This is a genomic window from Rathayibacter sp. AY2B9, assembly GCF_002931595.1.
GTDB lineage: Bacteria > Actinomycetota > Actinomycetes > Actinomycetales > Microbacteriaceae > Rathayibacter.
The window spans coordinates 215,063-227,268 of sequence record NZ_PSUB01000001.1 but is presented as its reverse complement, the minus strand read 5'-3'; the positions used below and the strand labels follow the sequence as shown (position 1 = coordinate 227,268).

The following is a 12,206-nucleotide window of genomic DNA, read 5'->3' as shown; positions in this document are numbered from 1 at the left end:
CGCTCGGACGCCGCGGCAGGAGACGGGAGACCGTCCGTGCCGCGGCGTTCCGCTGCGCCCACCTCCTCACGGGGCGGAGGGGCGGAACGATCAGTCGGAGGAGCCGGGGCCGGTCCGTCGGGCAGCGGACTCCGCGGGAGCATCGGGCCGCACGACGGGAGCGGCCGGCTCCGCGGCCGGAGCACCCGGCTCCCCTGTCGCGGAATCGGGCTCCGCTTCCCGGGCATCCGCCCTCGCAGCCGGAGCACCCGCCTTCACCGCAGGACCACCCGCCTTCACCCCAGGACCGTCCGGCTCGGCTGTCGGAGCACCCGCCTTCGCCGCAGGAGCGCCTGCCCTGGCGGCCGGAGCATCCGGCTTCGCCGCGGACGCCTCGGACGGCTTCTCCTCCGGCTTCGCCCCGACCACCCGCGCGAACGCCAGCGCCTGCGCGGCGGAGAGGTCGGGCAGATAGGCGCGACCCAGCGCGGCTCCGATCCGGGGCAGCTGCAGCGCGTCGGGGTAGGTCATCCAGAGGCCCGCGTAGCGCGGGTGGAACTTGGCCTTGAAGCGGAACAGCGACGTGAAGCCGTAGGCCGGCTCGAGCGTCCGCGAGAGGAACTCGAGCAGGCGCGAGAGGACCGTCGGCTCCGGAGGCTCCTCCCCCTCCTCGACCGGTGCGGTGGCGAGCGGTGCGCCCGAGAGCGAGAGGAACTCGGCGCCCTCCTCCTTGACGCGCAACGCCGCGGAGGCGATGAGGAACTCCATGATGCCGGGCATCGAGTCGTCGGAGCGGCGCATGAAGTCGAGGGTCCAGCCGACCACGCGCCCCTCCCGGTGCACGGGCAGCCAGCTCGTCACCCCCTGCAGCACGCCGTCCGGTCCGACCGCGAGCAGGAGGGCGACGTCGGGATCGCGGACCTCGTCGATCCCACCGAGGGTGAAGCCCATCTCGGGCAGCGCCTTCTCGGCGACCCAGCGCTCCGACAGGTCGACGATCTGGTTGGCCATGCCGAGGGAGAGCTCGGGCCAGCTGGTCCACTGCGCCTCGATGCCCAGCTTGATGCCGCGCGTGAGCGGGTAGCGCACCTTCTGCCACCGCTTGCCGGTGAGCTCGAAGGAGGAGAGCTCGATGATCGTCTCCTCGCCGACCGAGAGGCGCGACCAGCCGAGCCGGTCGAAGACGGGGAGCAGCTCGTCGTGGATGCTGTAGAACACGGGCGTCCAGCTGCGCTCGTCGCAGAACCGCACGAACTCGGCCACGACGTCCTCCCGCCGCTCGGGAGCGCAGGCGGGATCGGAGAGGGTGATCGCCACGCCGCCGATCACCCGGTAGGCGACTCCGCCGGTCCCGTCGGCCGAGATCCAGTGCGCGTTGCCCTCCCAGGTCCCCTGGTGGCCGAGGCTGCCGGCGCCGTGCAGGGACAGGAGCGCGCGGTACCGCGCCTCGTCGCCGCGGTTCCGCTGCACGTCGGTGGCCCGGAGCAGAGCGACCACCGCCACGACGACCACGAGCCAGAACACCGGGCCGACCCACTCGAAGACGATCCGCGCAACGGGCTCCCGCGGCACGGCGAGCAGTCCGGCGCCGCCGAGGAAGCTCACCGGGACGAAGCGCAGCAGCCCGTCCAGGAGGAGCCTCCCGAGGCCCAGGAGCGGCTCGAAGCTCGTGCGCACGCCGGCCGAGAGCGCCAGATAGCCGCCGAGGGACACGACGAAGGCGATGGCGACGACCCGCGTCCAGAGCCTCGCAGCGGCACGGGGCGCGCGGATGCGGAAGTGCCTCCTCCCGATCACGAGCATCGCCACGACGGCCAGCGGCACCAGCACCGTCGTCGCCACCCAGAGCAGGTACTCGGCGTAGTACAGGAACTCGGGGTGACGGGCGGCGCGCTGGAGGGAGAAGACCTCCAGGATCGCGATCGCGATGTTCACCCCGACCGCCAGCAGCAGGCCCAGGCGGCGCCCGGAGCGCAGGCCGTAGGCGGCGACGAGCAGGAGGAGGAGCGGGACGAACGTCAGCAGGATCGGCCCGGGGGCGACCAGGCTCAGCTTCACGTGGTGCGCGCAGTGCCGGAGGGCGCGGCTGCACGGGTCCTCGAGGTCCGTCGTCCCCGTGAAGGCGCTCTGCAGCAGTCGGCCGAGGAACGAGAACGGACCGTAACCCGAGTCCGAGAGGACGGCGACGAGCGGACCGATCGCGGTGACGACGACGACCGCCGCCAGCAGCCCCCGGGACTCGCGGTGCGAGCTCGGCGCCGGACGCTGCGGACGCAGCCCCGCCGCTCCCCGCGCGAGCACCGCGCCGAGCACGAGCCCCGCGCCGCCCGCGAGGAGCCGGTACGCGTCGGCGGAGTCGCCCGCGTAGAGAACGAACATCAGCACGACGGCGAAGACGGTCACCCGGAGCCGGCGACGCCACAGAGCGCCCATGAAGGCGGTCGAGGCGATGAGGGCGCCGACCGCGCCGATCAGCGGGTCGAAGGTGTGGTCGCTGACGGTGTCGCCCGCCCACCACTCCCCGACGAGAGCGCCGATCGACTGCACGGAGGACCCGACGACGATCCCGACGGCGCCGGTCACGAGGAAGGCGAGGAGGGTGCGGGCCGAGCCGAGGCGGCGCTCCGCGGCGAGGAGCATCGGGAGCACCAGCACGACGTCCAGGAGCAGCTGCAGCGGGTCCGCCGCGATCAGGAGGGCGGTCACCGCCGTCCACGGACGGCCGTCGAGGGTCGTCATCGGGCCCGCCGCCCACCAGGCCGTCGTCTCGGCTCCCGCGGGGGCGACGAGCGTCCCCGTGATCGCGCTCGCGGCCAGGAGGACCAGGACGACCGAGACGGCCGCAGGCGACCTCCGGACCAGCAGACGCAGGGGGCGCAGCGCCGCGGCACCGCTCCTCGGGAACCACGTCGGCATGCGGGGACGCTCCTGTTCGCAACGGACGGACGACGCTCCGGCGGCATCCGGCGTCAGCATAGCCATGCCCCGCCGACCGGCGCCGTGAACGGCATGCGATAGCGTCACGGGATGACCGCCTCCGACTCCGCACCCGCCGTCGTCATCTCCACCCCCGGCCTCGACGCCGCCGAGATCGCCGCCGTCACGGCCGTCGTCACCGCACTGACCTCGCGCACCGAGGCCGAGCCGGAGACCCCGCAGGAGCTCAGCGGCGGCTGGAACGACCGCGCCGCGGCGGTCCGCAGGCCGCTCCGGCCGGCACCCGGAGCATGGCGCTCCTTCTCCGGCTGAGCGGACTCGCAGACGCAGCCCGTCGGGGAACGAGCGATCCGCGACGCGGAACGTGAAATTTGTCCCCCGATTAGTCCCCTAAAGTGCTGACTATGCGCCTCCTGGCGGAGCGAGCACACTAGTGGACGTACGGTGCTCCTCCTTCGGAAGGGGCACCGCCAATCACTCGCCGACCAGGGTAAGCAGGCGGGTGTGTTGGGGGCGAGTGAGGGTAATATTCGGGTTGTTACCCTCACTCGGGGTTTGACGGCGGGCCGGGCCCCCTCTTCGGAGGAGTGGACGGCCCGCCGCACTCCGTTAACGGGCTTTCGTCCTGACGCGCTCTGCGCTCAACGGGCTCTGCCCATGACGGCTCTACTCACGCTCGTGCCGCGCCGACGATCGGTCCGCTCCAAGAGACCGGGCGCGCCGAGACCTGAGCTGTGCTGAGAGCCGGAGCGTCCCGCCCGCGGCACCGATCCGACATCCGCACGCCCTCCGGGGCGGGTCGCCGCCGGTCGCTGAGCGTGCGGACGGCCGCGCCGTCCCGCGCGCGCTCCGCCGCTCAGACGTCCCGTCCGCCGACGCCGTCGCGCCGGATCTCGACCCAGGCGTCGACCTCGTCCCCCGCGTCGTCGGAGCCGAGGGCGCCCGCGCTGCCGTCGCCGGCCGTCCGCAGGCCCACCACTGTGACCGCCGAGGCCGAGTCGGCCGACGCGGTGCGCACCACCACGCGGTCGACCTCCTCGCGGATCCCGCTCAGAGCCTGGGCGAGCTCCCCCAGCACCCGTCGGCTCTCGCCCTCGGAGGTGCGGTCGAGGCCGCCGTCGTCGAGCACCGACACGGTCACGCCCCGCCGCCGCGCGTCGAGCACGAGACGCCGCACCTCGTCGTCCAGCAGCCGCCGGCCGCGGATCTCGTCGCGCACGGCCGCCTCGAGCAGCCGGCACTCGCGCCGCTCCTCGTCGGTGAGGCCCGGTCCCGGCTCGGCGATGCGCAGCAGCATGTCGGCGGCGAGGGCGCGCGTCTGCTCCAGCCGGACCTCGCGCTCCGTGAGGTGCGCCTCCTCCGCGGCCCGCCACGACGCGGCCGCGCGCTCGGCCGCCTCGAGCACGCGCGCCTCGGAGCCCGCGCGCCCGAGCTCGACGATGAGCAGCTGCGCGATCGCGACCCAGGCGATCCCCCCGACGACGCCGAGAGTGGCCAGCGCGGCCGGGCCGGCCCAGAACACGGTGTGCACGATCAGGAAGCCGACGCCGACCCAGGCGCAGGCCGGGCGCCGGCGGGCGCACACGATCGTCATGAGGGTGCCGACCGCGGCGATGTACCAGGTGGAGTAGCCGTTGGAGGCGCCCGGATCGAGCGACGGCGCGACCAGCAGCGGCAGCGCGACGGCGACCGCGGTCATCCCGACCGCGACGGGCAGGGCGAGCCGGGTCGTCGCTCCGGGCCAGAGGGCGACGACGGTCGCCGCGACGTACAGCGCGACCGCGACGAGGTCGGCCGGCGTGGCCGGGGAGATGCGGAAGGAGAAGAAGGCGAGCACCACGTGGTAGAGCGAGAAGCCGGCGCCGAGCGCCTGGAGCAGGGGGCGCGGGTAGGCGATCACGGCCCTCCTCCCGCGTCCGCCCGCCAGGAGAGGACGACTCGGGTGCCCTCGCCCGGAGTCGAGTCGACCCGCGCCGATCCCCGCGCGTTGTGCACCCGCTCGAGGATGGAGAGCCGGATGCCCAGCCGCTCGCGCGGGACGTCGGCGAGCCGGAAGCCGCGGCCGTCGTCCTCCACCACGACCTCCACCGCGCCGTCGCCCAGCAGCCCGTGCACGGCGCGGTGGACGCTGCCGCTCGGACCCGCGTGCTGGACGCTGTTGGCGAGCGCCTGCCAGACCGCCCCGAGCAGCGCCTCGGCCACCGGGCGCGGCAGCGTCGTCGCGCGCGGATCCACTCCGTCGGCCGTCGCGACCGCGATCTCGGTCCCGAAGGTGGACGCCGCGTGGGCGAGCTGGCGCTGCAGGAGCTCGAGCGGGACCAGCCCTTCGGGCGGCTCCGGCTCGTGGTCGGGCAGCAGCACGGCGAGGGTGCGCTGCGCCATCGAGGAGACCAGCGCGCGCTCGGCCGGCGACTCGGCTGAGGCGGCGGAGAGCAGCGTCGCGAGCACGTTGTCGTGCACCAGGGCGTCGACCTCGACCCGCTCCACCTCGCCGGCGTGCTGACGCATCGCCGCCTCGTACTGCTCCATGGCCGTCGTCTGCGCACGGTCGATCTCGTCGGCCGACTGCCGGAGCACGGTGATCAGCACCAGCATCACGAAGCCGACGATGCCCACGTAGGCGGCGTCGAGGATCGCGCGGGTCGGCTCCGCCCCGCCGCCGGAGGGGAGGACGCGCAGCAGCCCGAACAGCACGGTCGTCACCGACACGTACGCGATCGCGATCCGGAGGGGAGCGGCGATCGTGCAGAAGGCGGTGCCGATGGTCAGCAGGTACCAGATCCACGGGGTCTCGCGGTCCGCGCCCCCGGTGGAGACGGCGGCCGGCCAGGTCAGGAGGGCGATGAGGACACCGACGGCGACCAGGACCGCCGTGATCCGCGTGCCCCGCCGCAGCACGGCGGTGACCACGGCGGCGGTGAGCGATCCGAAGACCAGCACCAGCACCGGCCAGGCCACCTCGGGGCGCAGGAGGGGCAGCTGCGCGAGGATCGGCGGGACGGTCTGCACGCCGAAGCCGAAGCCGAAGAACGACACGACCGTGCTGATGATCCGGTCGATGCGCTCGCGCCCGGCGTTGCGGCGGGCGATCGGCGCCTCAGCGCCCGCCATCGCCGTCGTCCGGGTCGATGCCCGGCAGGATGCCGTCCTCCACCGCGCGCCGCAGCAGATCGACCTTCGTCGGGGCGGGACGGCCGATCTCGACGTACTTGTCGCGGATCCGGTCGAGGTACTCCTTCGCCGTCGACACCGAGATCTGCAGCCGCTCGGCCACCAGCTTCAGCGGCAGCCCCGAGGCGTAGAGGTGCAGGACGTCGCGCTCGCGACGGCCGAGCACGGCCCGCGCGAAGTCGTCGTCGGCGTCGATGGCCGAGGCCCACTCCAGATTGTTGAGGACCTCGCCGCGGGCGACCGTGCGGATGGCGGCGACGACCGTCGACATGGGCGAGGACTTCGGGATGACGCCGGCCGCTCCCGCGGCGAGCGCCTCCCGCACGGCCACGACGCGGTCGGCGATGCTGTGGACGAGGACGGCGGAGCCGCGCACCTGCCCCCACTTGACGTTGCTGGTGATGCTCGAGCCGTCATTCAGGGACAGGTCGAGGACGAGCACCTCGATCTCGGCGCCGCCGATCGTGCTCTCGAGGGCCTGGACGGTCTCGGCGGCGGCGACCACCTGCATCCCCGCGCTCTCGACGGCGGCGGCCACGCCCAGGCGCACCGACTCGTGGTCGTCCACGATCGCCACGCGCACGCGCGGGGCCTCGGCTGCGTCGACGTGGGGCTCCATCCCGCCCATGGTACGCAGGCGCGGGCCCGCGGTCAGTCCTCTCGGCGGACCAGTCGCGCAACGGCCTCCACGTGGGAGGTGTGCGGGAAGAGGTCGAAGCCCTCGAGGCGCTCCAGCTCGTAGCCGGCCCCGGTCAGGGCGCCCACGTCGCGGGCGAGCGCGACCGGGTCGCAGGCGACGTAGACGAGCTGCGCCGGCCGCAGCTCCGCCAGAGCGTCGGTGACCGCTCGGCCGGCGCCCGAGCGCGGCGGGTCGAGGACCACGGTCGCCGCGCGCCACCGCGCCCGCTCGCGCGTATCGGCCTGGGCGACGACGTCGCGGAGGTAGCGGTCGACGCGGGCGGTCACCGCGCGGGCGCCGACCTGGTCGGCCAGGTTCTCGAGCGCGTGCTCGGTGGCGCGGGAGTCGCTCTCGACGCTGGTCACGCGCACTCCGGCGCCGAGGCGGTCGGCCAGCGCCGCGGCGAGCAGGCCCACCCCGCCGTAGAGGTCGTGGTTGGCGGCCGACGGGTCCGCCGCGTCCGCGTCGACGGCGGCCTGCACGGCCTCGAAGAGCGCGGCGGCGGCTCCGCGGTGCACCTGCCAGAAGCCGGTGCGGTCGACCCGGAAGGTGCGGTCGGCGACGAACTCGCTCACCACCGTGCGGTCGCGGCGGGCGCGCTTGTCGGAGGGGTCGTGCACGAGCACTGCGGCTCCCTCGGACCCGGCCGCGTCGACGAGGTCGACCACCGAGCCGGGAGCGAGGCGCTCGCCGAGCGGTGCGGCCAGGGAGGAGTCGGCGGTCGCGAGGGGCAGCGACTCCACGGTGACGACGTGGTGGCTGCGTGCCGCGTAGGGGCCGACCCGTCCGTCGTCGTCGACGTGGAGGCGGTTCCGCGTGCGCCAGCCGAGGCCTCCGGACGCGTCGTCCCCGCGGATCGGCGAGACCTCCACCTCGACCTCGCGACGGGCGAAGCGGGAGAAGGAGTCGACGAGCACGAGGCGCTTCAGCTCGCGCTGGTAGGCCAGGTCGGCGTGGCCGAGCTCGGCGCCGCCGACGCGCTCCTCCGGGCGGCGGTCGAGGGCGGCCTCGGGCCAGACGTGCTCCACCCGGTGCTCGGACGCCTCGAGCACCTCGAGCGCCTCGGCGCGCCAGAAACTGTCGTGCCGGACCTCGCTGATCCGCGCCCGCACGCGCTCGCCGGGGAGGACGTCCGGGACGAAGACGACGCGGCCCTCGTGCCGGGCGACGAACACGCCGCCGTGGGCGACGTTGCTAATGTCGAGCTCGATCTCGGTCCCGAGTGCGTCGTCGGCCCCGTCGGGGCGGGCGGATGCTCGGGACGGGGTCTGTGCCATCCGTCGAGCATCCCACAGCGTGGGCCCGGCCGCAGGGAGCCCTCGTGCGCCTCTACCTCGCCTCCACCTCCCCCGCGCGCCTCGCGCTGCTGCGGGCCTCCGGGATCGAGCCCGTCGTCGTCCCCTCCGAGGTGGACGAGCCCGCGGCCGTCGCCCGGGCTGAGCAGGAGCGGGGCGCGGCGCTGGACGCGGACGCCACCGTCTCGCTGCTCGCCCGCGCCAAGGCGCACGCCGTCCTGCGCCCGGACATCGACGGTCTGGTGCTCGGCGGCGACTCCGCGTTCGTCCTCGACGGCGTCGTCCACGGCAAGCCGCACGAGCCCGAGCGGGCCCGGGAGCGCTGGCACGCCCAGCGCGGACGCACCGGCCGCCTCCACTCCGGCCACTGGCTCGTCGACCACCGCGGCGGGAGGATCGTCGCCGAGGCCGGAGCGGTCACCTCCGCCGCCGTCACGTTCGCCGACGACATCGACGACGCCGAGATCGACGCCTACGTCGCCACCGGCGAGCCCCTCGAGGTGGCCGGCGCCTTCACCATCGACGGCCGCGGCGCCGGCTTCATCACCGCGATCGAGGGCGACCCCTCGACGGTGATCGGGATGTCGGTGCCGACCCTCCGCACTCTGGTGCGGAGCCTCGGCGTCGACTGGACCGCGCTCTGGAACCGCTGAGGCCCGTCCCGCCCTTGTGAGGAACCGACGAAGGCCCTCCGCTTCTTTGTGGTGAGCCGCGCCGGGCCGGGCGGAGCCGCCCCCTAGGGTTGGGGACCATGCCGAAGATTACGAAGGTGCTCGTCGCCAACCGGGGCGAGATCGCCGTCCGAGTCATCCGCGCCGCCCGCGACAGCGGGATCGCCTCCGTGGCCGTCTACGCCGACCAGGACCGCGACGCCGTGCACAGCCGCCTCGCCGACGAGGCCTACGCCCTCGGCGGGACGACCAGCGCCGAGACCTACCTCGTCATCGACAAGCTGCTCTCGGTGGCGCGCCGCTCCGGTGCCGACGCCGTGCACCCCGGCTACGGCTTCCTCGCCGAGAACGCCGACTTCGCCCGCGCCGTCATCGACGCCGGCCTGATCTGGATCGGCCCCGGCCCCGAGGCCATCGAGCGCCTCGGCGACAAGGTCTCGGCCCGCCACGTCGCCGAGAAGGTCGGCGCGCCGCTGGCCCCGGGAACCCTCAACCCCGTCTCCGGTGCCGCCGAGGTGCTCGAGTTCGTGGACCAGTACGGCCTCCCCGTCGCGATCAAGGCGGCCTTCGGCGGCGGTGGTCGCGGCCTCAAGGTCGCCCGCGAGCGCGACGAGGTCGAGGAGCTGTTCGCCTCCGCCACGCGCGAGGCCGTCGCCGCCTTCGGCCGCGGCGAGTGCTTCGTCGAGAAGTACCTCGACCAGCCGCGCCACGTCGAGACCCAGTGCCTGGCCGACGCGCACGGCAACGTCGTCGTGGTCTCCACCCGCGACTGCTCCCTCCAGCGCCGCCACCAGAAGCTCGTCGAGGAGGCGCCCGCGCCGTTCCTGACGGACGCGCAGAACACCGAGCTCTACCGCGCCTCGAAGGCGATCCTGCAGGAGGTCGGCTACCTCGGCGCCGGAACCTGCGAGTTCCTGATCGGCAAGGACGGCACGGTGTCCTTCCTCGAGGTGAACACCCGCCTCCAGGTCGAGCACCCCGTGTCGGAGGAGATCACCGGCATCGACCTCGTGCGCGAGCAGTTCCGCCTCGCCGAGGGCGGCGTGCTCGACTACGACGACCCGGCGCCCCGCGGCCACTCCTTCGAGTTCCGCATCAACGGCGAGGACGCGGGCCGCGGCTTCCTCCCCGCTCCGGGCCCGGTGCACGTCTTCAAGGCCCCCGGCGGACCCGGCGTCCGCGTCGACTCCGGCGTCGTCGCCGGCGACGTGATCTCCGGCTCCTTCGACTCGCTCCTCGCGAAGCTGATCGTCACCGGCGACAGCCGCGAGCAGGCGCTGGAGCGCTCGCGCCGCGCCCTCGCCGAGTTCGAGGTCACCGGACTGCCGACCGTCCTCCCCTTCCACCGCGCGATCGTCGAGGACCCGGCCTTCGCCCCCGAGGGCGGCGCGCCCTTCACGATCTACACCCGCTGGATCGAGACCGAGTTCGAGAACACGATCCCGGCCTGGAGCGGCGAGCCCGGAGCGACCGACGAGCCGGCGGCCCGCCGGAACGTGGTCGTCGAGGTCGACGGGCGCCGCGTCGAGGTCACGCTCCCCGGCGACCTGGTCGGCTCGGGACCCGCCCGCGGGGCCGCTGCCGCCTCCCCGAAGCGCCGCGGCTCCTCCTCCGTCAGCACCGTCACGGGCGACACCGTCGCCTCGCCCATGCAGGCCACCATCGTCAAGGTCGCCGTCGCCGAGGGCGACACGGTCGTCACCGGCGACCTGGTCGTCGTCCTCGAGGCGATGAAGATGGAGCAGCCGCTCACCGCCCACAAGGACGGTGTCGTGAAGGGCCTCGACGCGACGGCCGGAGCGACCGTCCCCGCGGGACACGTGCTCCTCCAGATCGTCTGAGCCCGTTCCGGGCCGCTCCCCGCGCGGCCCGGCGCGGTCGGCTCCTCGACGTGGGGGGTACCGCAGAGCGGGTCGCGTCGCGCTGCCGTGAATCGCTTCGCACGCGATTCCCGGTCGCGCGCTCTGCCGATGAAGGGCCGCACCCCGCGCGGCCCGGCGGAGGGGCGCGTCAGGTGACGATGTGCATGGCGCGCGCGGCGTCCGAGATCGAGCCGGTGAGGCTCGGGTAGACGGTGAAGGCCCGCGCGACCTGGTCGACGGTCAGGCGGTGCTCCACGGCGAGGGCGAGCGGGAAGATCAGCTCGCTCGCCTTCGGAGCGACGATGACGCCTCCGATGACGGTGCCGGAGCCGGTGCGCGCGAACAGCTTCACGAAACCGTCGCGGATGCCCATCATCTTCGCCCGCGGGTTCGCGGCGAGCGGGAGCTTGTAGATCTCGCCCTGCGCGATGCCCTCCTCGATCTCGCGCTGGCTCCACCCGACGGTCGCGATCTCGGGCTGCGTGAAGATGTTCGCCGCGACGTTGCGCACCTCGGTCGGGTTCACGGCGTCGCCCATGGCGTGGAACACTCCGGTGCGGCCCTGCATGGCGGCGACGGAAGCGAGCGGGAGGAACGTGGTGCAGTCCCCGGCCGCGTAGATCGAGGGGACGCTGGTGCGGGCGACGCGGTTGACGCGGATGTGCCCCGACTCCGTCAGCTGCACCCCCGCCTCCTCGAGGCCGATGCCCGCCGTGTTCGGCACGGACCCGACGGCCATCAGGCAGTGCGAGCCCTCGACGACGCGTCCGTCCGAGAGCACGGCCTGCACGCCCTTCTCGGTCCGCTCGACGCGGTCGGCGCGCGACTTCGAGAGCACGACCATGCCGTTGCGCTTGAAGACGTTCTCGATCACGGCGGCCGCGTCGGCGTCCTCGCCGGGCAGCACCTGGTCGCGGGAGGAGATGAGGGTCACGCGGGCGCCGAGCGCACGGTAGGCGGAGGCGAACTCCGCGCCGGTCACGCCGGAGCCCACCACGATCAGGTGCTCGGGGACCGACTTGAGGTTGTAGAGCTGGGTCCAGCTGAGGATGCGCTCGCCGTCGGGTGCCGCGGTCGGGAGCACACGCGGGCTGGCGCCCACCGAGACCACGATCGTGTCCGCCTCGATGCGGTCGAAGTCCATGCCCTCGCCACCGGCCGCCGTCGAGACGATCAGGGCGTTCGAGCCGTCCAGGCGCCCGTCCCCCTGGACAATGCGCACGCCGTGGTGCACCAGGTTCGCGCGCATGTCCTCGGACTGCTGGCGCGCGAGGCCGAGCAGGCGCTTGTTCACCGTCGCCAGGTTGACCGCCACGTCCGGGCGCACCGGCTTGTTCTGCTCCGAGCGGGTGAAGAACTGCACGCCCAGGTCGGCGGCCTCGCCGATGGCGTTGGTGGCCTCCGCCGTCGCGATGAGCGACTTCGACGGGACGACGTCGGTGATGACGGCCGAGCCGCCCACTCCGACCCGCTCGACCAGGGTGACCTCGGCGCCGAGCTGCGCTCCCGCGATGGCGGCTTCGTAGCCGCCCGGCCCCCCTCCGAGTACAGCGATCCTCTGCGCGCGCTCGAACTCGTAAGCCATGCTTCCCATTATCCTCTCTCACTGAGT

9 protein-coding genes are annotated in these 12,206 nt (G+C 73.8%); 3 read left to right on the top strand and 6 right to left on the bottom strand.

Annotated features, from left to right (window positions below; genetic code table 11):
* Positions 1-90 precede the first annotated feature (90 nt).
* A complete protein-coding gene (locus C5C25_RS01170) occupies positions 91-2,895 on the bottom strand; it encodes a DUF2156 domain-containing protein (RefSeq protein ID WP_181133605.1) in 2,805 nt (934 codons plus the stop codon).
* 111 nt (positions 2,896-3,006) lie between these two features.
* On the opposite strand from C5C25_RS01170, the gene C5C25_RS01165 reads away from it, so the two are divergent.
* Complete coding sequence (locus C5C25_RS01165) at positions 3,007-3,228, top strand: acyl-CoA carboxylase subunit epsilon (RefSeq protein WP_104225462.1); 222 nt, start codon at positions 3,007-3,009, stop codon at positions 3,226-3,228.
* A 544-nt stretch (positions 3,229-3,772) separates the two neighbouring features.
* Here the strand turns inward: C5C25_RS01165 and C5C25_RS01160 are convergent.
* From C5C25_RS01160 to C5C25_RS01145, 4 genes are read right to left on the bottom strand one after another with little or no spacing between them, the layout of a single operon-like run.
* Positions 3,773-4,816 (bottom strand): hypothetical protein, encoded by a 1,044-nt coding sequence (locus C5C25_RS01160; RefSeq protein WP_104249487.1) that lies wholly within the window; start codon positions 4,814-4,816, stop codon positions 3,773-3,775.
* Positions 4,813-6,027 (bottom strand): sensor histidine kinase, encoded by a 1,215-nt coding sequence (locus tag C5C25_RS01155; protein ID WP_104249486.1) that lies wholly within the window; start codon positions 6,025-6,027, stop codon positions 4,813-4,815. Before C5C25_RS01155 ends, C5C25_RS01160 begins: the two co-directional genes overlap by 4 nt.
* Entirely contained in the window at positions 6,014-6,715 is a 702-nt protein-coding gene (locus C5C25_RS01150; protein WP_104223169.1) for a response regulator transcription factor, read from the bottom strand. Before C5C25_RS01150 ends, C5C25_RS01155 begins: the two co-directional genes overlap by 14 nt.
* Positions 6,716-6,738: 23 nt before the next feature.
* Positions 6,739-8,043 (bottom strand): class I SAM-dependent RNA methyltransferase, encoded by a 1,305-nt coding sequence (locus C5C25_RS01145; protein WP_146079404.1) that lies wholly within the window; start codon positions 8,041-8,043, stop codon positions 6,739-6,741.
* A gap of 44 nt (positions 8,044-8,087) precedes the next feature.
* On the opposite strand from C5C25_RS01145, the gene C5C25_RS01140 reads away from it, so the two are divergent.
* Positions 8,088-8,714 carry a nucleoside triphosphate pyrophosphatase gene (locus tag C5C25_RS01140; protein WP_181133604.1) on the top strand — a complete coding sequence of 209 codons (627 nt, stop codon included), beginning with the start codon at positions 8,088-8,090 and terminating at the stop codon, positions 8,712-8,714.
* 98 nt (positions 8,715-8,812) lie between these two features.
* On the top strand, positions 8,813-10,573 hold the full coding sequence (locus C5C25_RS01135) for a biotin carboxylase N-terminal domain-containing protein (RefSeq protein ID WP_104249484.1): 1,761 nt from the start codon (positions 8,813-8,815) through the stop codon (positions 10,571-10,573).
* Between the two features lie 169 nt (positions 10,574-10,742).
* Here C5C25_RS01135 and C5C25_RS01130 read toward each other — a convergent pair whose 3' ends face one another.
* Positions 10,743-12,179, bottom strand: coding sequence for an NAD(P)H-quinone dehydrogenase (locus C5C25_RS01130; RefSeq protein WP_104249483.1), 1,437 nt, complete (start codon positions 12,177-12,179; stop codon positions 10,743-10,745).
* Positions 12,180-12,206: the final 27 nt, after the last annotated feature.